The 24,701-nt window shown below is 65.6% G+C and carries 20 protein-coding genes; 10 read left to right on the top strand and 10 right to left on the bottom strand.

All coding sequences use genetic code 11. The features are described from left to right. Positions 1–65: 65 nt before the first annotated feature. Together AB7849_RS10300 and AB7849_RS10295 are read right to left on the bottom strand one after the other, a co-directional pair. The gene (locus AB7849_RS10300; protein WP_008210423.1) at positions 66–947 is read right to left on the bottom strand and encodes a hypothetical protein; all 882 of its coding nucleotides are present in this window, start codon (positions 945–947) and stop codon (positions 66–68) included. Next, the gene (locus AB7849_RS10295; protein ID WP_037099343.1) at positions 940–2,010 is read right to left on the bottom strand and encodes a GNAT family N-acetyltransferase; all 1,071 of its coding nucleotides are present in this window, start codon (positions 2,008–2,010) and stop codon (positions 940–942) included. The genes AB7849_RS10300 and AB7849_RS10295 overlap by 8 nt, the downstream gene beginning before the upstream one ends. A 65-nt stretch (positions 2,011–2,075) precedes the next feature. On the opposite strand from AB7849_RS10295, the gene AB7849_RS10290 reads away from it, so the two are divergent. Together AB7849_RS10290 and AB7849_RS10285 are read left to right on the top strand one after the other, a co-directional pair. Then, positions 2,076–2,345, top strand: a complete 270-nt coding sequence (locus AB7849_RS10290; protein WP_037099340.1) for an acyl carrier protein — start codon at positions 2,076–2,078, stop codon at positions 2,343–2,345. Next, positions 2,345–3,577, top strand: coding sequence for a beta-ketoacyl-[acyl-carrier-protein] synthase family protein (locus tag AB7849_RS10285; protein WP_369501041.1), 1,233 nt, complete (start codon positions 2,345–2,347; stop codon positions 3,575–3,577). The genes AB7849_RS10290 and AB7849_RS10285 overlap by 1 nt, the downstream gene beginning before the upstream one ends. An 88-nt stretch (positions 3,578–3,665) precedes the next feature. Here the strand turns inward: AB7849_RS10285 and AB7849_RS10280 are convergent, their stop codons facing one another. The 4 genes from AB7849_RS10280 to AB7849_RS10265 form a co-directional block, all read right to left on the bottom strand. Then, a complete protein-coding gene (locus AB7849_RS10280) occupies positions 3,666–3,968 on the bottom strand; it encodes a PepSY domain-containing protein (protein ID WP_081491729.1) in 303 nt (100 codons plus the stop codon). Positions 3,969–4,071: 103 nt separating this feature from the next. Next, positions 4,072–7,137 carry an efflux RND transporter permease subunit gene (locus AB7849_RS10275; RefSeq protein ID WP_008210412.1) on the bottom strand — a complete coding sequence of 1,022 codons (3,066 nt, stop codon included), beginning with the start codon at positions 7,135–7,137 and terminating at the stop codon, positions 4,072–4,074. Further along, positions 7,134–8,201, bottom strand: a complete 1,068-nt coding sequence (locus AB7849_RS10270; RefSeq protein ID WP_037099349.1) for an efflux RND transporter periplasmic adaptor subunit — start codon at positions 8,199–8,201, stop codon at positions 7,134–7,136. The genes AB7849_RS10275 and AB7849_RS10270 overlap by 4 nt, the downstream gene beginning before the upstream one ends. After that, positions 8,201–9,601 (bottom strand): TolC family protein, encoded by a 1,401-nt coding sequence (locus AB7849_RS10265; protein ID WP_008210407.1) that lies wholly within the window; start codon positions 9,599–9,601, stop codon positions 8,201–8,203. Before AB7849_RS10265 ends, AB7849_RS10270 begins: the two co-directional genes overlap by 1 nt. A 207-nt stretch (positions 9,602–9,808) precedes the next feature. Here AB7849_RS10265 and AB7849_RS10260 point away from each other — a divergent pair, with 207 nt between their 5' ends. Genes AB7849_RS10260 through AB7849_RS10245 form a run of 4 tightly spaced genes read left to right on the top strand, consistent with a single transcriptional unit; the run spans position 9,809 to position 13,345 of the window. Then, positions 9,809–10,849 (top strand): YncE family protein, encoded by a 1,041-nt coding sequence (locus AB7849_RS10260; protein ID WP_369501040.1) that lies wholly within the window; start codon positions 9,809–9,811, stop codon positions 10,847–10,849. Between the two features lie 35 nt (positions 10,850–10,884). Then, entirely contained in the window at positions 10,885–11,928 is a 1,044-nt protein-coding gene (locus AB7849_RS10255) for a glycosyltransferase family 9 protein (protein ID WP_008210763.1), read from the top strand. After that, positions 11,925–12,701, top strand: a complete 777-nt coding sequence (locus AB7849_RS10250; protein WP_008210764.1) for a methyltransferase family protein — start codon at positions 11,925–11,927, stop codon at positions 12,699–12,701. The genes AB7849_RS10255 and AB7849_RS10250 overlap by 4 nt, the downstream gene beginning before the upstream one ends. A gap of 20 nt (positions 12,702–12,721) precedes the next feature. Then, positions 12,722–13,345 carry a phosphatase PAP2 family protein gene (locus AB7849_RS10245; protein WP_147626019.1) on the top strand — a complete coding sequence of 208 codons (624 nt, stop codon included), beginning with the start codon at positions 12,722–12,724 and terminating at the stop codon, positions 13,343–13,345. Positions 13,346–13,526: 181 nt separating this feature from the next. Here AB7849_RS10245 and AB7849_RS10240 read toward each other — a convergent pair whose 3' ends face one another. The 3 genes from AB7849_RS10240 to AB7849_RS10230 all read right to left on the bottom strand — a co-directional run bounded on the left by AB7849_RS10240 (position 13,527) and on the right by AB7849_RS10230 (position 16,768). Next, on the bottom strand, positions 13,527–14,921 hold the full coding sequence (locus AB7849_RS10240; protein WP_008210770.1) for a sensor histidine kinase: 1,395 nt from the start codon (positions 14,919–14,921) through the stop codon (positions 13,527–13,529). Further along, complete coding sequence (locus AB7849_RS10235) at positions 14,918–15,583, bottom strand: response regulator transcription factor (RefSeq protein WP_008210772.1); 666 nt, start codon at positions 15,581–15,583, stop codon at positions 14,918–14,920. Before AB7849_RS10235 ends, AB7849_RS10240 begins: the two co-directional genes overlap by 4 nt. 132 nt (positions 15,584–15,715) lie before the next feature. Further along, the gene (locus AB7849_RS10230; protein ID WP_008210774.1) at positions 15,716–16,768 is read right to left on the bottom strand and encodes a LacI family DNA-binding transcriptional regulator; all 1,053 of its coding nucleotides are present in this window, start codon (positions 16,766–16,768) and stop codon (positions 15,716–15,718) included. A 235-nt stretch (positions 16,769–17,003) separates the two neighbouring features. Here AB7849_RS10230 and AB7849_RS10225 point away from each other — a divergent pair, with 235 nt between their 5' ends. The 4 genes from AB7849_RS10225 (at position 17,004) to AB7849_RS10210 (ending at position 22,931) form a co-directional block, all read left to right on the top strand. After that, positions 17,004–19,568 (top strand): type VI secretion system Vgr family protein, encoded by a 2,565-nt coding sequence (locus AB7849_RS10225; protein WP_369501039.1) that lies wholly within the window; start codon positions 17,004–17,006, stop codon positions 19,566–19,568. 81 nt (positions 19,569–19,649) lie between these two features. Next, a complete protein-coding gene (locus AB7849_RS10220; RefSeq protein ID WP_157618122.1) occupies positions 19,650–21,806 on the top strand; it encodes a M23 family metallopeptidase in 2,157 nt (718 codons plus the stop codon). Between the two features lie 164 nt (positions 21,807–21,970). Beyond that, positions 21,971–22,459 carry a hypothetical protein gene (locus AB7849_RS10215; protein ID WP_037100508.1) on the top strand — a complete coding sequence of 163 codons (489 nt, stop codon included), beginning with the start codon at positions 21,971–21,973 and terminating at the stop codon, positions 22,457–22,459. A 58-nt stretch (positions 22,460–22,517) separates the two neighbouring features. Next, a complete protein-coding gene (locus AB7849_RS10210) occupies positions 22,518–22,931 on the top strand; it encodes a hypothetical protein (protein ID WP_139201769.1) in 414 nt (137 codons plus the stop codon). A gap of 42 nt (positions 22,932–22,973) precedes the next feature. Here AB7849_RS10210 and AB7849_RS10205 read toward each other — a convergent pair whose 3' ends face one another. Continuing rightward, positions 22,974–24,461 carry a sugar porter family MFS transporter gene (locus tag AB7849_RS10205; protein WP_081491793.1) on the bottom strand — a complete coding sequence of 496 codons (1,488 nt, stop codon included), beginning with the start codon at positions 24,459–24,461 and terminating at the stop codon, positions 22,974–22,976. Positions 24,462–24,701 lie beyond the last annotated feature (240 nt).

Genomic DNA, 24,701 nt, shown 5'->3' with positions numbered 1-24,701 from the left:
TGGCGGATTGGCGTTGTGATCGGCCGTGTCATCTGTTGGAAAGCCTGACAGACAAATCCATGCGTTCAGCCTGATCGCGCCGCCAACGCCGCCAGCAACTCAAGATTCAATGCATGCTGCTGCGCCTGCCAGCCGGCGAGTTGCGCCGGATCAATCTGCGGCTGTTCGTCCATTGCGGAGAGCTTGCGCTTCCACCAGCTGCGGTACTGGTAGTGCGAGACCTCGCCGTTGACGTCGCTGCCGATGAGCGTGTGGCGCAGGCCGTTGATCAGCGCCAGTGCGTGCGATAGCAGCAGGCGGCCCTGGTCCCAGTTGGTCTGTGCGACTTCGGCGGAAAACACGTCCTTGTCGATCGACAGGTAGCTGCGCAGGGTCTGCGTGCGCTGGCTTTCGACGAAGGCGTCGACCAGCGCTTCAGGGGTGTCGAAGCCACGGAAGCAGCGCGACACGCCGAGCCGTCGTGACCAGCCGGTATCCACGCCCATGCTCCAGTAGGTGAGCTTGCCGCGCAGCAGCGGCGTCAGGTAGTTCTCCCACGCGTGGCCCGCGCCAATGTCGGCCGAGGTGATGCCGAGCACGTGCACGTGCTCCACGAACGGCAGCGCCGCCACCCGGCGCACCCACGAGCCGCAATGCACGCCGAACGGGAAGCGCATGTTGTCGGGATGGTTGTCCAGCACAACGACCTGGATCGGCGCGTCGGGGCGCATCCGCGCCAGCAGTGGCCAGGTGAGGTGGTGGAAGTCGCCGCTGCCCATGAACACGGTGCCGTGGCGCGCCGGCAACTGCGCATCCAGCGTGGCGCGAAAACGGCGCATGGTCGCCAGCGAACAGCCGAAGCGCAGGGATTCCTGCCACTCGGCCAAAGGCACGATCACGCTGTCGGGCAGGTCGCCGGTGGAGTGGTCGATATCCAGTACCACCGGGCGCAGGTTGTGCTCACTCATCGTCGGACTCCGCCGTCGCCTGCCAGGCGCGGTCGCTTTCGAAATGGCCGCCCAGCCGCCGCAGCAGCCAGCGCAACAGCGGGTTGCGCGCGTACACGGCATGCCGGGTGAAGGTCATGCTGGCGCCCAGGAACGACTTCACCTCGGGATCGGTCCAGCCGGCCACGTAGTGGGTCAGTCCGCGTTCGCGGGCATGGCCGAGGTTGTGCATCCAGCTCACGAAATAAAGGTTGTGCTCGCGTGCCGCGGGATATGCCAGGCCGATGTATTTGTCGATCAGCTTGCCGTCGCATTCGTAGCAGAGGTTCCAGCCGATCATCTGGCCCTGGTGGCGATAGACGAACACCACGCCGCCACTATGCGCATCCTGGAAAATCTGCCGGAAGTAGCCGGCGGTGAGGTGATCGAAGTGGATCTCGCTTTGCGCGTAAACATTTTCGAACAGCGCGTGGAATTCGGCCAGCACGGTGTCGTCGTGGAAACAGGCGTCGCCGGCGTGCAGCGTCTCGATCTCCAGCGCGTCGCGCGAACGCAACTTGCGCCGGATATTTTTGCGTCGGCTGCGCGACAGCCGCGCCAGGTAGGCGTCGTCCGAATCGAAATCGATCGGCACCCACGCCAGCGCCTGCCCTTCCAGCAGCACGTAGCCTTCACGCTCGCAGGCCTCGGCGAAACGGCGCACATAGCGGTTGCCGGCCTCGTCCAACAGCGGTGAATCGCCGGCGATGTCCTTCACGATCAGTAGCTTGCATTCACGCCCGTAGGCGGCTTTCAGCCCTTGCGCCAGCGCCGCCGGTTCGACATCGCCCGGCAGCAGCGCGTACTCGGACACGGTGGTGCCGACGAAACGCGTGCGCCAGCGCAGCAGGCGCTGCCAATGCCGGTACAGCGGCAAGCCCTCGACCCGGCGCCGGAAGGCGTCGTCTGCCGTGGTCAGCAGGTCGAACGGGGCCACGAAGGACGGCGTGCCCTGCACCGTGCACTCCACGGCGAAACCATCGGGTGGCTGCGCCATGAACGCCTGCAACATGGCCTCCGGTTCGAGTTGTGCGACGAAAGGCATGAGTAAGCGGTGCCGTCTAGACTGGGGATGGTGCATCATTGTCGCCCGCCACCAAGGGTTCCGTCATGACCCCCACGATCCAGCAGCAAGTTTTCGAGATCATCGCCAAGCAGGCCAAGATCGACATTTCGACGATCAAGCCCGAATCCACGCTCAAGGACCTGGGCATCGCTTCGCTTGACGCGATCGAACTGATCTTCGACATCGAGGAACATTTCGACATCAACTTCCCCGAGCAGCAGGGCGCCAACTTCGACAGCGACACCGCGCAAAGCCTGGTCGACGCGGTGCAGAAAGCGCTGGACGAGAAGGCTGCAGGCGCAGGCCAGTCCTGATGGCTACCGTGACCACGCGCCGCGTGGTGATCACCGGCATGGGCGCGATCAGCCCGCTGGGCGTCGGCGCCGAGGCATTGTGGCAAGGCCTGCGCGAAGGCCGCAGCGGCATCCGCCCGCTGCGCCACGCGGACAGCGAGCGCCTGCGCGTGAAGATCGCCGCGCAGGTGCCGGAAAGCTTCGACCCCGCCGCGAACATCGACGAACGCATCCTGCCGCAGCTCGATCGCACCTCGGAATTCGCCCTGCACGCCGCGCGCGAGGCGATCGCGCACTCCGGCATCGACTTCACCCGCGACGGCCTCGGTCTGCGCACCGGCGTGGTGGTCGGCACCGGCGTCGGCGGCGAAACCACCCAGGACGAGCAAAGCCGCCGGCTCTATGCCGAAAAAGCCAGCCGTACCCATCCGCTGACCATCGTGCGGCTGATGACCAACGCCTCGGCCAGCCAGATCAGCATTGCCCACGGCTTGCGCGGTCCCACCTATGCGGTGGCCAGCGCCTGCGCCTCGGCCAACCACGCCATCATCCAGGCCGCGCAGATGATCCGCTTCGGCATGGTCGATGCGGCTATTACCGGCGGCACCGAGGCTTGCCTCAGCTACGGCGCGCTGCGTGCGTGGGAAGCCATGCGCGTGCTGGCCGACGATGCCTGCCGCCCGTTCAGCGCCAACCGCCGCGGCCTGGTGCTGGGCGAAGGCGCCGGCATCTTCGTGCTGGAATCGCTGGAACACGCGCAGGCACGCGGTGCAAACATCCTCGCCGAACTGGCCGGCACCGGCATGAGCGCGGATGCGTCGGACATCGTGATGCCGAACCCCGAAGGCGCCGCCATGGCGATGCGCCAGGCCATGGACGAAGCCGGGCTGGCACCACAGGACGTCGACTACATCAACGCCCACGGCACCGGCACACAAGCCAACGACGCCACCGAAACCCGCGCCATTCGGCTCGCCTTCGGCACGCATGCCGACCGCCTCGCGGTGTCCTCGACCAAGTCCATGCACGGCCACGCGCTGGGCGCGTCCGGCGCGCTGGAGCTGGTGGCCGCCATCGGCGCGCTGCGCGACGGCGTGGTACCGCCCACCGCCAACCTGGACCAGCCCGACCCGGCCTGCGACCTGGACTACGTGCCGAACACCGCGCGCGAGATGCCGGTACGCGCGGTACTCAGCAACTCGTTCGCCTTCGGCGGGCTCAACGCGGTGCTGGCACTCAAGCGCGCGCCCTGACGCAAAAATGCCGCTTGGCAGACGGGGCGGCATCACCGCGCCCGTGCTGGCGCGAGGGCAGCGCCAGCACGGCATGTCGCGTGCGGCGTCAATCCGCGTCGTTGTTGTCCAGCGAGTTCTCGAGCAGCTTGCCGGTTTTCGCATCCACGCCCACTTCGTGGGTGTTCTTGCCGGACTTGATGTCGAACGAGTAGCGCAGGCCACTGCCGCCGGATTCGTGCTCGAGTTCCTGCTTCACGATCTTGCCGGGGTAGACCTTCAGCGCGATCTTGCGGGCCTGCGTCATGCTGATCTTCGCGTGCGCGGCCGCCTGCTTCGAAGTACCCGCCTGTGCGGCAAACACGAGGCCGCACAGGGCCAGCGGCAGGGCGAGAACGATGGACTTTTGCATCACGTACTCCTTGGTGGTTGGGTGTCGATCACCGCGCAAAAAGTTGCGTTGCGATGACACCCTTACCTTACGCACGTGAGCTTAGCCACCTCTTATCAATGGCTTAGTCTTCGCTTTGGGTCGTGGATTTTTTGCGGCCGCGCCCCACCAGCCACGCATACAGCGCCGGCATCACCAACAGCACCAGTGGTACCTGCACCAGCATGCCGGCGATGATCGCCACCGCCAGCGGTTGCTGCATCTGCGAGCCCTGGCCGATCGCCAGCGCCAGCGGCAGCAGGGTGAGGATCGCCGCGATGGTGGACATCAGGATCGGCCGCATGCGGTGATGCCCGGCGTACAGCATCGCCTCGTGCAGCGGCATGCGTTGCACGGCATCGTTCATCTCGGAGAAGTAGAAGATCGCCAGTTCGGTGACGATGCCCACGATCATGGTCATGCCCATCATCGCCGAGATGTTCAACTCGATGCCGGTGATCCACAGTCCGACGAACACCGCCGCCAGCGCCAGCAGCGGCGCCGCCATCAGTGCCAGCGCCACCCGGAAGCTTTCGTACAGGAACAGCAGCAGGGTGAACACCAGCGCAATCGCCGCCAGCATCACGATGCTCAGGTCATGGAAGGCGATCTGCTGCTGCGCATACAGGCCACCCATTTCGTGATACATGCCCGGCGGCAACAGGCCCGGCTTCGCCAGCACCTGCTTCACGTCGCTGACGGTGGAACCCAGGTCGCGGCCCACGATGCGCGCGGTCACCGCCACCATGCGTTTCAGGTTGTCGCGATCGATCTCCGGCTGGCCCTGCTCCTCACGGATCGTGGCCAACTGCGACAGCGGCACGATCTGGCCGTTGGCGGCGCGGATCGGCAATGCCTCCAGCTGTTGCAGCCGCGCACGCGATGTCGGTGGCAACCACACGCGCACGCCAACCATCTTCGGCCCTTGCGGCAGCTGCGCGGCCACGTTGCCGGCCACCGCGTCGGCCACCTGCTGCGCCACTGCGACCGGGTCGAGCCCGAGCAGGCCGGCCTTGATCGGGTCGACCTTGATATCCAGCGCATCGCCAGCCGGTTTGATGCCGTTGCGTACCTCGGCCACGCCATTGACCTTGCTGATCGCCGCCGCCACTTTCTTCGCGGTGGCGTCGAGCTGCGCCTGGTCGTCGGAATACAGCTTGATCTCGATCGGCTGCGGCACTTCGGTGAGGTCGCCGATCAGGTCCTCCATCAGTTGCGAGACATCCACGTCCAGCCCCGGCACCTTGGCCACGATCTCCTCGCGGATGTGTTCCATCACGATCGAGGTGGGCGGCCGCGTGCCGTTCTTCAGGCGCACGAAGAAATCACCGGTGTTCGCCTCGGTGAGGCCGCCGCCGAGCTGCAGGCCGGTGCGCCGCGAATACGTTGCTACGTAGGGGTTGGACTGGATGATCTGCTCGACCTGAGCCAGCAGGCGATCGGTTTCGGTCAACGAGGTGCCCGGCTCGGACAGGTAATCGAGCGTGAAGCCGCCCTCGTCCATCTTCGGCATGAAGCCGGTGCCTACCTGCCGGTACGCCAGCACGCCGACCAGCAGCAAGGGCACCACGCCCAGCAGCAGCCACGCGGGACGCTTGAGCAATTTGCCCAGCGTGCTTTCGTACCCTGCCAGCAGTTTCGTGGAAAAACGCCCCGGCGGATGCTCTTCCGCGTGGCGTTCGTCGATCAGCCATTCGGCCAGCAGCGGCACCGCCACCCAGGTGAGCAGATAGGAGATCACCAGCGCGCTGGCCATGGTCAGCGACAGCGCCTTGAAAAACGCGCCAGTGACACCGGTAAGGAATGCCAGCGGCAGGAAGATCACCACCGTGGCCGCACTGGAACCGGTCAACGGCCGGGTGAACTCCCACGCTGCGCCGGCGATGCGATCACGCACTGGCCCAGTGCCGTCGCGCAGGCGTCGCATGATGTGTTCCAGCATCACGATCACGTCGTCGATCAGCAATCCGACGGCGGCGGCCATGCCACCCAGCGTCATCATGTTGAAGCTCATGTGCAGCACGTTGAGCAACATCACGGTGATCGCCAGTGTCGACGGCACCACGATCAACGCGACCAGGATCACCCGCACGTTGCGCAGGAACACGAACAGCACCAGCCCGGCCAGCACGATGCCGATCAGGATTGCGTCGCGCACGCTGCCCGCCGCGCCAAGCACCAATTGAGTCTGGTCGTACCAGCTGGCGATATGCAGGCCTTTCGGTGCCTGCTTTTGATACGTGGCCAGGCGCTGCGCCACGTCGCGCGCAATCTGCACGCTGTTGCCGCTGGGCTGCTGGAACACCTGCATCAGCACCGCATCGTGGCCGTCGGCCGTGGTGCGTACCCACTGCGGCACATGATCCATGCGTACCGTTGCCACGTCACGCAGGCGCAGCACACCGTGCGCACCGGCACGCAGCACGATGTCGCCCAGCGCCTGGGTCGTGGCCGGCTGGTTGTTCGCCAGCAGCAGATACAGCTTGTAGTGATCCTGCAGCCGGCCCATCGCCTGGATGGTGGCGGCATTGGCCACGGCATGGTCCAGGTCGGCGAAGGTCAGCCCCTGCGCGCGCAGCTTGTCCGCGTCCACGTCGACATGGAACTCGGCCACGTCGCCGCCTTGCACGTCCACCTGCGCCACGCCAGTGACGCCGGACAGCAAGGGCCGCAACTGGAACTCGGCGATGTCATGCAGCTGGGTCGGCGTCAGCGTGTCCGAACTCAGGCTGTAAGCGAGGATCGGGAACACCGTGGGATCGAGTCGCTTGGCGCCCACGTTCACGCCGGGCGGCAGGCTCGGCAGGATCTCGCCGATCGCGGCATTGACGTTCAGCAGCGCGCGGCCCATGTCCGCGCCCCAGTCGAAGCCGATGTTGATCTCGGCACTGCCGCGGCTGGTGGTGGAGCGCACCTCGCGCACACCGCGCACGCGACGAATGGCTTCCTCCACCGGCCGCGTGACCCTCACCACCATCTGATCGGCGGGCTGGTCGCCGGCATCCAGGGTGACCCGCACGCGCGGGAACGACACGTTCGGAAACAGCGATACCGGCAGGCTGAAGGCACTGATGATGCCGCCGATGGCGAGGATCAGCGCCAGGAACAGCAGCGAACGCCGATGCCGGTGCATCCATTGCGTGGCCGTCATTGGCTGCCCTTGCGTGCTGCGTTCTGGCGCACGGCCATGCCGTCGGACAATTCATAGGCGCCCAGCACGATCACCGGCAGGGCAGGATCGAGCGAACCTTCCACGCCGACCGGATCGCCCGCCGGCGAGCGCACGGTCACGTCCACCCGGTGCGCCTTGCCGTGATCCATCTGGAACAGGTAATCGCCGCTCTCGTCATGCCGCAGCGATGCCCGCGGCACCGCCCAGGCGGTGTAGTGGCGGGTCTGGATCTGCGCATTCAGCGCGGTGCCGGCCAACGGCAGCGCTGCCTTGGTCGGCGCCAGGCTGACCTGCACCGGCAGCAGGTGCGTCTGCGCATCGAGCGCGTCGCCGAGCATGCTCACCTGTCCCTGCAGCACCTTGGCGTCGCCGTACACCGTGCGCAGGCTTACCGGCATGCCGGGGTGGATGGTGCCGGCCTCGCCCGGCTGCACGCCCAGCTGCGCGATCAATCCGCCAGACGGGGTGAAATCGAGCAGCGGCGCATTCGCTGACAGACGCTGGTCCAGGCTCACCTGCAGATGCGAGACCACGCCGGCCGCGGGGGCCACGACCGACTCGACCGCTGCTGCACCGCCCAGGCTGCGCTGCGCCTGCACGCCGGCCTCGGCATCGGCCACCGCCTTGCGCGCCGTGGCCAGTTGCGATTGCGTGGCCAGATGCTGCGCGGCCAGTTTCGTGGTGCGTGCCAGCTCGCCGCGTGCCAGGGTCAGCGCGCTCTGCGCCTGCGCATAGGCATTGCGTGCGGTCGGGTCGGTGGCCACCTTCAACAGGAGATCGCCCGCGCGCACGGACTGCCCGTCGGCCACCCGCAGGGCCACCACCTGGCCGCCGTGGGCGAGATTCAGCGTTCGCGCACGGCGCGGGTCGGCCTGGATCGTGCCGAAGGCTGCCACCGTGTCGTCGAAGCTGCGCTGAACCGGTTTGGCGGTGGTCACCGCCACGCTCGGCGCGGCCTCGTCGGTATTGCTGGCGCCCTGGCCACACGCGGCCAGCAGGCCGGCGATCAGCGGCAAGGCCAGTTTGGGGATCAGGCGATTCATCATTTGTGCCGGTTCGAAGAAGGTGAGGTGGCGCTCATGGCTTGGGCGGTCCAATCGCCGCCGAGCAGCGTTTCCAGCGCAATCGCCTGGGTGGCGCGTTGTTGGCGCAGGGCGAGCAGGTCGAGATCGGCCGTCAAGGCGTTGCCGCGAATCGACAGATACGTCGGCCAGTCCATCAGGTTGGCCTGCCAGGCCTGGCGCGCGGCCGCGCGGGCGGCATCCAGCCGTCGTGCATGAGCCTCCTGCATGGCAGTCTGCGCCTGCAGCGAGGTCAAGCCCTGTTGCAGCTGGTGCATGTCGTTGCGGGTGGTCAGCAGGCGCGCATCGTAATCGTCATGCAACTGCTGGCGGGTGGCCTTCTCGATCGCGATGTTGCCGCGATTGCGGTTGAACAAGGGCAGCGTGATGCCGATGCTGAAGCCGTTGGTGGTGACGTCGGTGGTGTCGCGGGCGCGGTTGATGCCGATGTTGATCGCCGGGAACTGCGCAATCACCGCTTCGCGCAGCCGCTGCTCCTGCGCGGCGTAACCGGCCCGCAGCGCCAGCAGGTCGGGGCGACGCGCGGGCAAGCTCTGCAACGCCTGCTGCAATTGCGCGGCGTCGGGCTCGCGCCCGTAAGGCGCCCCGACCAGATCCAGCGGTGCCTGGGACGACAAGCCCAGCAAGCTGCGCAGGTCGGATTCGGCTTGCTGGCGCTGCCGCGTGGTTTCGGCCAGGCGCCGCTGGGCGTCGGCCATGGCATTGAGGCCCACGGCCGCACCGTCATAGGTCAGGTTGCCGGACGCCAACGCCACGCGCACTTGCCGATCGAGCGGCTTCAATGCGGCCACTTCGCGTGTCAGCACCGCCTCCTGGGCCCGGCTGGAGGCCACCTGGTCGAACAGCAGGCGCGCCTGCGCCACCGTCTGCCATTCGGCCCATAGCAGGTCCAGATGCACCTGCTCGCGCGACTTGTCCGCGGCTTTCACCCGCGCCGAGCGGGTCAGCAGGTTGCCGATGTCATAGCTGAGGCCGAGGCTGTAGGCGCTGGTCAGGCCACTCTGGCCGCTGCTGGGAAGATCGCGCGACCACGCCAACTGCGGATCGGGCAACAAGCCGGCGGCAAACGCCTGCGCGCGCGCCACGCCAAGCTGGTCGCGCATGACCTTGAGCTGGGGGTTGTTGACCACCGCCAGCATCGCCGTTTCGGTGACGTCGAGGCCATCGGCCGGGTCGAACCGGTGTGCGGCCAGGTCCCGCACCGGCATCGAGGACGCGGGCACCACCAGTTGATTCAGGTTCACCGTGCCGTGCCCGTTGCCGAGCGGCTCGGGGGCATAGCTTGCGCAGCCTGACAAGGCCAGCAGCATCGCCACCGGCAACCAGCCGGCAAGCCTGCGCCGACGTGGAAAACGACCCATGGGAGCCGGCGTGTCAATGATGTAAATTGCGCGTAGGGGAGTCCGCATCCTGTCACTTTGCCGTTTTCAACTTAGCCCAAGCTTAGAACCGGTTCATGATCTTCCGGCAGTGCCGGCGACACCCTGTCGCGCGCGCTAAGCCAGTGATAAGCCGGCGACGGGATGATATGCGGATACCGCTCCATCCATCGCGCGAAGGTTCCGCTCATGCCACGCTCCCTGTTACGTACGGCCCTGCTCGCGGTGCTCGCCACCGCCATCGTCGGCGTCAGCGCCCACGCCGGCACGACCTCGCCGGCCTCCGGCTACCGCGTGCTCTCGCGCTGGCAACTGGGCGGCACGGGCGGCTGGGACTACCTGAGCTTCGATGCACAGCGGCGGCACCTGTTCGTCAGCCGGGGCAACCGCGTCCTCGTGCTCGACGCCGACAACGGGAAGCAGGTCGGCACGATTGCCGACACCGATGGCGTGCACGGCATCGCGCTCGCCCCTGACCTGGACCACGGCTTCACCAGCGATGGCAAGAGCGCGTCGGTCACGGTGTTCGACCTGGCCACGCTGAAAACCGTCGCGGTGGTGTCCGGCACCGGCAAGAACCCCGACGCGATCGTCTATGACCCGTCGTCGCACCACGTGTTCACCTTCAACGGCCACAGCAACAGCGCCAGCGTGATCGATACGACGAAGAACCTCGTCATCGACACGATTCCGCTGCCCGGCCGTCCCGAGTTTGCCGTGGCCGACGGCGCCGGCCACGTGTACGCGAACATCGAAGACAAGTCCGAGCTGGTGCAGATCGACTCGCATACCGACAAGCTGCTGCACACCTGGCCGCTGGCGCCGTGCCACTCGCCCAGCAGCCTGGCCATCGACACCGCGCACCACCGGCTGTTCTCGGTGTGCGACAACAATCTGATGGCGGTGCTTGATGCCCGCGATGGCCAGCGCGTGGCGATGGTGCCGATCGGCGATGACCCGGATGCCGTGGTGTTCAATCCGGCCACCTCGATGATCTACAGCGCCAACGGCGGCAGCGGCACGATCACCGCCGTGCACGAGAACAGCCCCGACCAATACCGCGTGACGGCCACCATTCCCACCCAGCGCAGCGCCCGCACGCTGGCGCTGGACCCGCAGAAACACCGCCTGTACCTGTCTGCCGCGCAGTGGAGCAAGACCACCAAGGCCAACGGCCGCCACGACATCGTGCCGGGCAGCTTCAGCGTATTGGTCGTGGGACGCCCATGAGCGAGCGTGCGTCCCCGCCCCGCAGCAGCACCGGCATGCGCTTGTGCCAACCCGGGGAATTGCCGGTGCGCGGCATCCATCGCGTGCTGGTCTGCCGGCCCAACCACCGGCTTGGCAACATGGTGTTGATCAGCCCGTTGCTGCACGAAATCGAGACGCTCTATCCGGGCGCCGAGATCGATATCGTCAGTGCCGGTTGCGCCGCACAGGTACTGTACGGCCCGCGCTTCCAGGTCCGGCGCATCATGAATTTCCCGCGCCGCGCCGTACATCATCCATGGCTTGCCGCGAAGCTGGTGCACGAGTTGCGCGGTAACACCTATGACCTGGCGATCGACCCTTGCGCCGGCTCGGGCTCCGGCCGCCTGGCCCTGCGCGTGTGCCGGGCGCGCTACAAGGTGGGATTCCCGGACTCGACCGCGGGCGGAGAAACCGACGGACCCTGGTCGACCGCGCCCGAACACCTGGCCAAGCGCAGCGTCTTCCTGCTGCGGACCGCCTATGCGGGAACGACGGAAACCGAATGGCCCACGCTTGATGTGCCACTCGCGCCCAGCGACATGCAGCACGGCGCATGCGCGCTCGCCAAGATCCTCGGGCGCGATGGTTGCAAGGCAGGTACGCAGCCGGTGATCGGCATCTTCGGCAACGCCACCGGTCCCAAGCGGCTGCCGGAACCGTGGTGGGAGGCATTCACCACGGCACTGCGCGCGCGCCGGCCGGATGTCCATATCGTCGAGGTGTTGGCCGAGCACGGCCGCTCGCAACTGCCCGGGGTCACCGCATCGTTCTACACCCGCGATTTGCGCAAACTGGCCGCGGTGCTGGCGAACATGCAGGGCTTCGTCAGCGCCGACTGCGGCGTCATGCACCTGGCCGCGGCCGTCGGCACACCGACGCTGGGCCTGTTCACCCAGTCCAATCGAAGCAAGTACACGCCCTATGGTCCGGGCAACGAGGGGGTCGACGTGGCGGCGGGAGACGACGGTGTCCACACGGCACCGTGCGTAGCCGGCTGGGTCGACCAGGCCGTCGGCGAATACACCGCACCCGATCATCCGGTGGCCTCATTCCGATGAACCCGCATGCCCGCCTGACCGAGCAGTTCGAGCGCCAGGGCCAATGGCTTTACCACCGGCGCAGCGTGGCCATCATCGCCATTCTCCCGCTGCTGGTGCTGGCCATCGGCTTTCCGGGATTCCCCGGGCGCGGATGGCTGCATGGGACGGCGGTCGACCATCTTGGCGAGGCCTGCCTGCTGATCTCGTTCGCCGGGCTGGCATTGCGCTGGTTCACCGTCGGCTTCGTGCCGGCCAACACCTCCGTGCGCAGCACCCGCGAACAACGGGCGGCGGTGCTCAACACCACCGGCATGTACTCGGTGGTCCGTCACCCGCTGTATCTGGCCAATTCGATCGTGGCGATGGCCTTTGCGGCGGCGACCGGATCGCTGTGGTTCCTGCTCGTGCTGGTGGCCGCCAACACCTTGTACATCGAGCGCATTGCCGCGGCGGAAGAGCGCTTCCTCGCCGCTGCGCACGGACAGGCCTGGTCGCGCTGGGCCGCGAAAACACCGGCTTTCATTCCGGACTTCAGCCTGTGGCAACCGGCCGACTTGCGCTTCAGCCTGCGCACCGTGCTGCGTCGCGAATACAACGGCGTGCTTCACGTCGCCCTCGCCTATTTCCTGCTCGAAGCCGTGTACGATCTGGATGCCGGACACCAGACGCTGTCCCGTTGGCTCGTGCATGATCCGCTGTGGGTCGGACTGCTGCTGGCCGGGCTGGCGGTCCACCTGTCCTTGCGGACGCTCAAGCGCCACACTCGTCAACTGCATGTAGGCGGCCGCTGAATACCATGGAGAACCACGTCATGCGCCACTTTCTGATTCTTGCCATCACTCTTTGCGCATTGCTGCAGGTTCCACTGGCCCATGCTGGCGGCGGCCCTTTCGGCATCGATCATCGCCTGCATTACGACAACCACGGCATCTGGAATCGCAACGCGCAGCTGGGCGTGGAATACGGAACCATGCTGACGGTCATCGGTGGCGCATTTGCGCTGGGTGACCAGACCAAGCTGGGCGATACGTTCTGGCGCTCGGTGGATGCCGTCGCCGTATCGGCTGTCGCCGCCCAGGCGATGAAGCTGACCTTCCAGCGCGAGCGTCCCTCGCAAACCGACGATCCGAACCGCTTCTTCCGCGGCATCCACAACGAAAGCTTTCCCAGCGGCGAAGTGACCGTGATCAGCGCCGCGGTAACCCCCTTCATGGTGAAGTACGGCAGCGACCATCCGGCGGTCTATGCGCTGGCCGCGTTGCCGCTGTACGACGCCGTCGCACGCCTCAAGGTACGCGGGCACTGGCAAAGCGACGTCATCGTCGGCGCCGCACTGGGTGCGGGCCTGGGCATCTGGGCCTCGCACCGGCAGAGCCCGCTGATCCTCGGCTGGCTACCCGGCGGTTTCCGCATCGGCTACGTGCATCGCTTCTGAGAGCCTGCTCAACATCTTTCCGAACATGCGGACCTGAGACAGAAGCGGGCTGTGGGAGCCCGCCCGCGGGCGATGCTCTTGCTCTGGCGCTTCCCGAAACGGAAAGCCGGAGCATCGCCCGCGAGCGGGCTCCTACAACTTCGCGAAGGATGAGGGGCCGGACGAGGTTTCGGACTGGCTCTCAGCCACCCCAGCCCAGGACCACACGCAGCTGCTGCGATGGATCCAGCTGGAAAGCCAGTTGGAAGTCCATCGCGCGAGCCGCTGCGCCTGCCAGCGCCAGGCCCAGCCCGGCATGGCCTTCGCTGCCTGGATGCTTGCTCCAGAAGCGCTGCCCGAAGTGCGACACGTCGCTGCTGTCCAGACCCGGCGCGGCGTTGCTGATGATCAGGGATGACCCTTCGTGGCGAATCACGATCACGCTGCCCTCGGGGGCATAGGTACTGGCGTTCCCCAGCAGGTTGCCGATGACGATGGCTAGCAGTGCCGGGTCGGCGATGACCGTTCCGGCCACGGGCAACCGCTGCCAGTCGAGCCGCAACCCGCGTCGATTCAGGGTCGGCGCCACATGTTCGATTTGCCGCTCGAGCACGCTGTCCAGATCCACCTCGATGCGCTGCATGCTTTCCACGCCGGCATCCAGCCGGGTCAGCAGGAGCAACCCGGACACCGTGCTTTCCAGCTCGCCGCCGATATTGCCGATTTCCGCCAGCAAGCCATCGATGGGACGACCGCTGGGGTAGCGCCGCTCCACGTCGACCAGGACACGCAACTCGGCCAGCCGGGTGCGGGTTTCATGGGCCAGTGCACCGGCGAACTGCCGCTCGCGGTTGACGCCTTCGTCCATGCGCTCCAGCACGCCGTTGAAGCGACCGACCAATGGCTCCAGTTCGCGTGTGCCGGTTTCTGGCAGGCGCTTCCCGGGTGCCTGCGGACCGATGTGCCGCATCTCGTTGCCCAGCAAGGCCAGCGGCTTCAGCCCGCGCCGGACCAGCATCGGCGTGATCAGCAACACGGCCAGCAAGGCCAACATCGGCGTGAAGACGAGGATGCCGTCAATCGCCTCCAGAATGTCGTCGAGCTTGGTCCGCGGCTGCATGAAGATGATGCTGCAGCTGCCGGCCCCCGCTGCGGCCGATGCGTCCTCGCCAGGCTCCTTCGAAAGCTCCGGCTGGAAGCGGAACCACACGGCCCGCAACACGCGGTGATCGATGCGGATGTCCTGGTACGCCGGCTGTGCAGTCGCCCGCTCGGCCCAGCTTTCCGGATAACGCGCCGGCGCCGGGTCGCTCAGCAGCGATTGGCCACCGCTGCAGCGCATGGCATAGACCGTCTCGTCGATTTCCGACAGCCATCGCGCATGCGGCGAATCCGAATCGCCCAATGCCAGCCGCCCGTCCTCCAGCGTGGCCAGCGCGGAAAGCGCGTTGGCCTGGGAAACCAGGTCCGAATCGAAGCGCTGGGCCATCTCCGCATCGACCCACTGATCCATGACCACCGATGCCACCCCGAGGATGGCCATGGTGGCAACGCCCACCAGCAACGCGATACGTCCCGCCAGCGAACGCGGTTTCATGGAATGAGGTAACCCGCGCCGCGGCGTGTCTTGACGATGTCTTCGAGTCCGGCATCGGAAAGCTTCCGGCGCAGGCCGAAGACCAGTACCTCGACGCTGCCTTCCGACGCGGTCGAGTCACTGCCAGCCAGCCGTTCGAGGATGTCATGCCGACTGAACACGCGACCGCGATGCCGCATCAGCAAACCCAGCAGGGCAAATTCGCGCGGCGTCAACGACAGCGGCTCATCCGCCACGAAGGCACTCTGCGAACGGGTATCGATGCGCAGGGGCCCGCATTCGAGGATGGGCATGTGCGCTTCCTCGGGGCGGCGCGCCAGGGCGCGCAACCGCGCCACCAGCTCATCGAAGGAAAACGGCTTCACCAGGTAATCGTCGGCGCCGGCGTTCAACGCCTCGATGCGATCGGATACCTGGTCGCGCGCCGACAGCACCAGCACCCGTGGGCGCGTGCGCAGCCGCGCCAGGCCGCGCAGCACGGCCATGCCGTCCATTCGCGGCAACATCAGGTCGAGGGTCACCAGGTCGTATTCGTAGGTGTCGAGGAAGCCCTTGGCCATCACGCCATCGGCTGCGGCATCCACCACGAACCCGGCCGCCACCAGCCCGTGCTGGAGCGTGCTACGCAGGCGTTCGGAATCTTCGACAAGCAGCAATTTCATCGTTGCGGCCCGTGCCCGGCAAACAGGCTGCAGCAACACACGATCGATCGTGTCACGGGCACGGCAAGATTTTTCGGAAGAGGCGGCATGGGCTCACAGTACGCATCGGCCCGCGGGTTTTGAAGCCCCTTGCTAAGCATCGCCTAAGCCCGATGGTTCGCGCACGCTCGACCGCCGCACGATCAGCTTGCCCGGCAGCACCGCGCTTTCGGGCGATTCGCCGTGGATCATCTTCAATACGCTTTCCACCAATGCATCGCCGGCCTGGCGGGTGTCCTGGCGAATGGTGGTGAGCGAGGGGTTGATGAAGCCGGCCACGGGGATGTCGTCGAAGCCGGCCAGCGCCACGTCGTCCGGCACCTTCAGGCCACGGCCGGCCAGCGCGCGCAACGCGCCGATGGCGATCAGGTCGCTGGCGGCGAATACCGCGTCGAACTTCGCGTCGCGTTCGAGCAGGCTCTGCATGGCTTCGTAACCGGCGCGCTCGGTGCTTTCCGCATTGGCCTGCAAGTCGGGATCGGCCACCAGGCCGCGCTCTTCCAGCGCAGCGGCATAGCCGCGGTAGCGTTCGAAGAATTCCGGGTAGTGGCTGGAGGCGTCACCGAGGAACGCGATGCGCCGGCAGCCCTGCTCGTGCAGGTGCGTGGCGATATCGTGGCCGCCACGGAAATTGTCGCAGCCGATGGTGATGTCGGGCTGGCCCGGCAACACCGCGCCCCAGCGCACGAAACTGGTGCCCTGCTCGACCAGCTTCTGCAGGCGGTCGCAATAGGCCAGGTAATCGCCATAACCGAGCAGGATGATGCCGTCGGCCTTCTTGCTGTCGGCGAAATCGGCATGCCAGTCGCGCGAAAGCTGCTGGAACGAGATCAGCAGGTCGTAGCCCTGCTTCGCGCAGGCGCGGGTGATCGAGCCGAGCATCGACAGGAAGAACGGGTTGATGTGCGAATCGTCGGGGGTGGGGTCTTCGAAGAACAGCAGCGCCAGCGTGCCGGAGAACTTGCGCCGCAGGTTGGAAGCATTCTTGTCAACGGTGTAGTTGAGCGACTCTACCGCCGCCTGCACGCGTCGCCGGGTCTCCTCGTTCACCAGCGGGCTGCCACGCAACGCGCGCGATACCGTGGACTGGGAAACCCCGGCCAGATCGGCGATGTCGAACGAGGTGATTTTCTTGTTGGTCGTCACGCTGGCCAGAACCCCCGTGGCAGGCAATCATCGGGAAACGGCCATTTGCCGGCCGCCTCCATGACGATCCTAGCAGCCTGTCGGGCCCTGGTTGGCCGGACGCCCCCGGATGGCGAACTGTGACCGGGTCGACACCGACACCCGGCCGTGTCGGATTTCGCCGATACCCCTCGCAACTTCATGTCATTAAGCTTGAAGGGACAGGGCTGTACCGTATCTGCGCAAGAGAAAAGACATGGAAGACTTTGACGTTTCCGCCTGGCTGGGGCTGCTGTCGCAGACCACGCGCTTCATCACGCTGGACACCACCGCGGCCGACGGCCTGATCGTCGAGCGCTTCGAAGGGCGCGAAGCCGTCAACGACGACTTCCGATTCGAACTGGATTGCGTCAGCGCCTCCGCCTTCATCGATCTCAAGCCGCTGATCGGCCAACCGATCAGCGTGGGCATCGCCACCGCCGCCGGTGGCCGCCGCTACTGGCACGGCATCATCACCCATGCCGCCTCGCTGGGTGCCGATGGCGGCCTGGCGCGTTACCGGCTCGACATGCAATCGGGCCTGGCCCTGCTGGCGCTGCGCCGCAACGCATTGATCTTCCAGGATCGCAGCGCACTCGACGTGGTCACCCAGGTGCTGGCCGACTACCCGCAACTCAAGGTGCGCACCGAAGTCACCACGGCACTGCGCACCCGCCCCATCTGCACCCAGTATCGCGAAACCGATCTGGCGTTCGTGCAGCGGCTGCTGGGCGAGGAAGGCCTGTCGTACCGCTTCGAGCACGACCAGACCAGCAGCGACGATGGCCCCGGCCACACCTTGGTGATCTTCGACACCCAGGCGGCACAGCCCACGGGCGCGCCGGCCGCGGTGCGCTTCCATCGCATCGACGCCACCGAGCAGGACGACGCAGTCAGCGTGTTCAGCGAACGCCGCCAACTGGTGCCCGACCAGGTCACCACGGCCAGTTGGAAGCCCGACCAGGTACTCAGCGTGGCCGGCACTGCCCAGGCCCCGCATGACGGCAACGCCCCCGAGCTGCCCTCGCTGGACGTGTTCGACGCCGACCGCAGTGGCCGTTTCGACACCGCCGCGCAGGCACAGCACTATGCCACCCATCGGCTGGATGCCCTGCGTCTGCCTGCCCGCACTTTCCGCGGCCAGGGCGCCGTGCGCACGCTGGAAGCGGGCAAAAGCTATGTGCTGACCCAGCATCCGGACCTGTCCGGACAGGCCTTCGTGCCGCTGACGCTGGACCATGTGGCCACCAACAACCTCGGCACGGCTTTGCCGCACCTGCGCGGCAGCCAGACCGACGACAGCACGCTCGGCAAGGGTAGCTACCGCCAGCAATTCGACGCCGTGCCCGCCGGCACGCCCATCGCCCCGGCGCATCGCGACCGCCCGCTGGCCCCGGGCGTGCAAACCGCCATCGTCACCGGCGTGCCGGGCGACACGCTCACCGGCACCCGCGATCACCAGGTGCGCGTGCAATTCCCGTGGCAGCGCGGCACCGCACCGCTACCCGGCGGCCTCACCGACACGATGAGCCAGCACCTGCCGCAAGGTCACGCGCCGGGTGATCATCATTCGGGCACCTGGGTGCGCGTGGCCGAAGCCAACGCCGGCGCCCATCACGGCCACAGCTTCGTGCCGCGCATCGGCAGCGAAGTGCTGGTCGAATACGCCCACGCTGACATCGACCATCCCGTCGTCGTCGGCCAGCTCTACAACGGCCCGGCCACGCCGCCGTTCGCGGCAGGCGAAAACAGCGGCGCCAATCATCCCGGCACGCTGAGTGGCGTGCAGACGCAAACGCTGGACGGCCAGAGCGGCAGCCGCTGGGTGCTCGACGATGCCTCGGGGCAGCTGCGCCACAGCCTCAACCACAGCATCGCCGACAGCCAGCTCAACCTCGGCTACCTGATCGACCAGAGCGGCAACACCCGTGGCGGCTATCGCGGCGAAGGCTTCGAACTGATCACCGCCGGCTGGGCCGTGCTGCGCGCCGGCGAAGGCCTGCTGCTGTCCGGCACCGCGCGCGCGCAAGGCCAATCCACCCAGATGGACGCCGCCGAAGCGATCGGCCAGCTCAAGGCCGCCAATGCCACCGCCAAGCGATTGGACAACGCGGCCACGCAAGCCAAGGCCGGCGGCCTGGCCGCCAACCGCGCCCAGACCGATCTGCAGCAAGTGATCGATCCCCAGCAAAACGGCAAATACAGCGGCCCCGTCAACGGCCAGGCCGCCAGCAAACCCAGCGGCAACCAGCGCAGCGGCGGCGACCCGGTCGAACGCTTCGCCCAGCCCGCCGTGCTGATGGAGTCACCGGAAAGCGTGGCCCTCACCACCCCCAAGAGCGCCGCCAGCTTCGCCGGCGAACACCAGCACCTCACCAGCCAGCGCGACACCCACCTCGCCGCCGGCACCACCCTCGCCGCCGTCAGCGGCGACAGCGCCAGCCTCTACACCGCCGACGGCGGCATCAACGTCATCGCCAACCACGGCCCGGTCAGCCTCGAAGTCCACACCGACGCCATGGACATCCTCGCCGACCAAAGCGTCACCGTCACCAGCACCACCGACAGCATCCAGGTCCTGGCCAAGGACAAGATCGTCCTGCAATCCGGCCAAAGCCAGATCACCCTCGACGGCCAGAACATCACCATTGCCTGCCCCGGAAATTTCACGGTGAAGAGCGGGACGCATGAGTGGTTGGGCGGTGAGGGACAAGCAGCGCAATTGGAACCGTTGCCTCAAGGACTTACACAGCTCAAATCCGACTATCCACGCTCGGTGTAAGGACACGCCATGCTTATCAGCCCTCCCTTTCTGCCGCAGCGCGCCGCCAGCAGTCCCGATGATCCGTGGCTGGCCCAGGCCATGAACGGCGGCGGCTTTGGCGATGGTGCCTTCCCGCTAGGCTCCGACATGGCTTGGCATGGTGGCGTGCACCTGGTGGCGCCATCCCACGACGGAAAGCGCTTGCCAGTTTGTGCCATGGCCGACGGCACCGTGGTTTATGTACGCCAACCCAAGCCACAGACAAGCAATGCCAACGATCCGTTGAACTACGGCGGTGGCTGGTCGGACAACGGCTGCGTGGTGATCCGTCACGAAACCGAGATCGGCGAGAGCGTCACGGTTCGCTTCTTCTCGATCATCCTGCATCTCAAGCGCATCGCCAGCAACGTGAAGCAAGGCCAAAAGATCTGGCGCAAGGATGAGGTCGGCGAAGCCGGCAGCATCTACGGCAAGCCCGGGCGGGTTCATGTCGAGATCGTCTGCGACGACGCCAATCTTGTGGCCTTGGTGGGCCGCGCGTCCGGTGCACTGAATACCGGCAAGGATGGCCGCCTCACCAGCGTGTTCGGCCATGCCTACCTGCGTCTTCCGGCCGGTACGCCGCTCTACGATACCATCCCCCTGCCGCCGGAACATGTGGGCTTCTGGCCGGAGACCACGGCATTGTCGAAGCCGACATGGAGTAGCACCGACGCGCTGGTCGTGGGCATCGACTTGGCTCGTCCCCATGGCACGCACTACGTCACCTACGCGATGGACGGAAAGACCATTGGCAGCATGCCCGCTGCTGCCGACACGACCCTGTTCGACACGGCCTGCGCTTTGGCCAAGCGGACCCAGGGCGGCGTGGGGCGTGATGCCTATGAGCTGTTGCGCTTTGGGCGCGTGCTTGAGCCACTGGGCAATGCGGCTGGACTGCAGGATTGGCAGCAGGTGGCCTATCCCGGTGGGCAGGGCTGGGTGAACCTGCACGCTGAAGGCGTGCATGCCTTCAGCGACGCGGATTTTCCGGACTGGTGCGGTTGGCAACTGGTCGACGACGATGCCGACAGCGACAGCCGCTGCGACTCCGCCACGCTGATCGATCTGATCCTGCAAAGCCAGGGTGGCGCGACCAAAGCACGCCGTGCCGATGCCTTGGGCAAGGTGGCCGGCGCGGATGCGCAAGCGCGCCTGGCGTACACGATCTGCAAGTTTCCCACCGAGTGGGAGAAAGCCACCATCGCCACACGCTGGCAGTGGCTGACGAAGGAGACCCCACCCGATGCCGGCCCTATAGCCGGTCCATATTTAAAGCCGGAGGACTTTCCGCGCTTCAAGGCGCACTCCGAGGCGTTGTGCTTCTGGGAAGACGCCGACCTCGGCATCCCAAGCAAGCACTGGCACTTCCACCCGCGCGAGTTCGTGCGCGTGTTCCGCCAGTGCGGTTGGCTGAGCAAGGACGAAATGATTCAGTTGTTTCCGAAAACCGCCATGCGCGAAGCAGCCCATCATCAGTGGGTATCTGAGCCGATCACCGTCCTTCCCAGAACGGTGGCCGGTTATCACAACGAACTCAACAAAGCCTGCCGCCGCTACGGCATCGTTACGCCTCTGCGCATGGCTGCGTTCTATGCGAACGCGATGGTGGAGACGCAATGGTTTGCGCGGCTGGAAGAGCGAGTCAACAACGCCCATCCTCCGCGTTACTACCCGTGGAACGGGCGTGGTTTCATGCAACTCACTTGGCCAGACAACTACATCAAGTATTGGCTCTTCATCGGCAGGGATGTGGATGACGATCTGGCCAGTCGTCTGAAGGCCGCTCACAAAGAGGTCGAACGGCGGCACAAACATCATCTGCCGAATGAAAATGAACCATTGGCAGTATTGGAAGCCACGGTGGCTGCCGCACACATGAAGCCATGGCGTACTGAGACAGGTGATGGCACTCGGATCGATATTTCCGCCGACACCGCAGGGACTTTCTGGGCATGGAATGGCTTCGCCAAAAACGCAGACACTGAACCAGTAAACCAACGCACATCAAAACCCGCCACGGGAACTGGCAGCCACATGTACTACAGCAGCCCCGGCATGCGAAGCGTGGCCGTGGCAATCAACGGTGGTGGAAACGGTCTCGTCGCTCGCTTCCAAGCCTACAACACCTGCGAAGTCGTGTTGCTGGATACCCCTGCGTTTCCCGGCTCGAACAAACCGAACGAACCGCAAGACTACAAACCGAGGCATTCATGAAAAGAGTTGTCATCCTCGTAGGGTTGGTTCTCGCTGCGACAGTTGCGTGTGCGCGGCAGTCAGCATCAGACAGCTCAACAGGCACGGCTTCCGCTGGTCTCAGTCCCATCTATTCTCCCGGAAAATGCCACTTCCGACTCAAGCTCAATGGGGGAACGGTATCCGTGCACAATGCCAGTTCGTTCCAGAGTGCAGGGTACTACCCACCCGGCACGGAAAACTGGAGCGTGCCGCTACTCTGCTACGCCGGCGCGTCGCAAGACCAGATTGATCAGCAACTAGATGCCAAGAAAATCAATGGAACATGGGTCTGGTACAACCCTGGTGCCGGCAACGTCCCCGAGAACCCGCCCTTCACACCAGAGCAGCATTTCCACGCCTACGCGTTATCCGGTAGCAACTGGAAAGGCACAGCCATCACCTACGACGACACGACGGGCGATGAGGCGACCCGGGGGCGCAACCTTTTCTTCTGCTTGGTCGAGACGGGCGGCTCGCAGGTACTTTGCGGCGGCCCGATCCCAGTCAGGGCACTGGTCGATCCGCCTTCCACAGGCACTCTTCCCAAAATCATGGCTGTCCTCAAAACTATCGAGTTCGTCGATGCCTCAGTAGGCTCCCCGACACCGGCTAGCGCAGCAGCCGCACACTAAATGATGGGCATGACCTCTCCAATACTGTGCATGTTGAGATAAAAACATGAGGGCAATCGTGGCTCTTGTATTGTTCCTTCCGGCAGTGGCCATGGCTTGTTCGGCTAACGAGGAGACGGTATTTCGTTGCGTCACAACCAATGGCAAACCAGTTCATGTCTGTCAGGCAAAGGATACGGTCAACTATCGCTTTGGAAGCAAGCCTGACATGGAAGTCAAGGTGCCAAATGCGGAGCTGAAGTGGGAAGCAGGCAACGGAACTGGTGCCTTTTTCAATCTACTAACGTTTCCACATGGAAAAACCTTATATCAGGTTCTCTATATTGAATCCTTCAAAGGACCGCCTCGTAGGGATGGGGAAGTCCAGGTTGCTCGTAACGGGAAACAGTTGGCCGATATCCAGTGTGCGGATGGCTCAGTTTCGTTCAATTCGGGTGCACTCAAGACACACAAGCCAGACTCAAGCTACTAACCATCAATGCAAATGGCACGGCGGATGCCTATCGCAAAACGTTCACCCACGCATATCCTCCAACTCCATCCCCTTGGTCTCGCGCACGAAGCGCAACACGAAGACCAGCGACAACAGTGCGAACCCCGCGTATACGCCGTAGGAGAACGGCAGGCTCAGTTCGGCCATGGCGGGGAAGCTGCTGGTGATGGCGAAGTTGGCCAGCCATTGCGCGGCGGCGGCTACGGCCAGGGCCATGGCGCGGATGCGGTTGGGGAACATTTCGCCCAGCAGCACCCATACCACCGGGCCCCAGCTCAGGCCGAAGAAGATCACGTAGGCGTTGGCCGCGACCAGCGCCACTGGCCCCCACGGTTCGGGCATCACCAACGCGGCGCCGCTGCCGCTGGCCTGGGCGAAACACCACGCCATCACCGCCAGGGTCAGCGCCATGCCTCCGGAGCCTATGACCAGCAGCGGCTTGCGGCCGATGCGGTCGACCAGGGCGATCGCCACCAGCGTCACCAGCACGTTGATCACCGAGGTGATCACGGTGATCGCGAATGCATCGGCTTCACTGAAGCCCACCGAATGCCACAGCGTGGACGAGTAGTAGAAGATCACGTTGATGCCGACGAACTGCTGGAATACCGACAACGCGATGCCGACCCAGACGATCGGCAGCAGGCCGCTCTTGCCAAGCAGATCGCTCCAGCGCGGCTTGTGTTCGCGACGCAGGCTTTGCTCGATGTCGCCGAGCTTGCGCTGCAGCGCTTCCTCGTCGGTCATGCCCAGCACTTGGCGCAACACGCGCAGCGCATCATGCGGACGGCTGCGCGCCACCAGGTGACGCGGCGATTCGGGCACGCCCAGCACCAGCACGCCGTAGACCAGCGCCGGTACCAACATCGCCAGGAACATCCAGCGCCATGCTTCCAGACCCAGCCACAGCGCGTGTTCCGCACCGCCAGCCACACTGGCCAGCCACGCATCGCTGAGCAGGGCGACGAAGATGCCGAGCACGATCGCCAACTGCTGCATCGAACCGAGCCGTCCGCGGATGCGTGCCGGCGACACTTCGGCGATATAGGTCGGCGCCACCACCGACGCCACGCCCACGCCGATGCCGCCGATCAGGCGCCACAGGATCAGCGTGGCCACGCTGTGTGCCAGCCCCGCGCCGAGTGCGCTGACGGCCAGCAGCGCCGCGGCCACTTGCATGGTACGCACGCGGCCGAAGCGATCCGCCAACCGGCCCGCATACCATGCGCCCAGTGCCGAACCGAGCAGCGCGCAGGACACGGCGAAGCCGGTCCATCCCGCGCTCAATCCGAAGCTGTCGCGCAATGCGTCCACCGCGCCATTGATCACCGCGGTGTCGAAACCGAACAGGAAGCCGCCGAGGGCCGCAGCGGCCACGATCATGATGACCCGCGCGGTGCTGCCTGGTTGCGTTATGTCCATGGACGACGCCATCGCGGCGTTCGTGGTTGGCCCCGTAACTTGCATGTCTTCCCCCTCGTAACCGTCGTGCGACGGCCCTGTTGGCATGGTCTGGTTGATGTCGTTCTTTTGTTTTCCGGGTTGCGCGCGTTTGCGTGCGATGCGCTTCCTCTCCGGCGAAACAGCATCGCGCGCAAGCGCGCTCCTACATCGAGATGGTCATTCCGTGTAGAACCTCCCACGCACGCGCCGGTGACCGGGGCGTCGACGCCTCGACGTCCTTGCCTCCAAAACGCTTCTCCTCGCTGCCGCTACACGGCGACGCTCAGAGCCTGCCCTGACTCGACC

The sequence above is a fragment of the Rhodanobacter sp. FW021-MT20 genome (assembly GCF_041107475.1).
Lineage (GTDB): Bacteria > Pseudomonadota > Gammaproteobacteria > Xanthomonadales > Rhodanobacteraceae > Rhodanobacter_A > Rhodanobacter_A glycinis.
The sequence above is the reverse complement of the archived record's forward strand: the minus strand, read 5'-3'. Positions and strand labels throughout refer to the sequence as shown.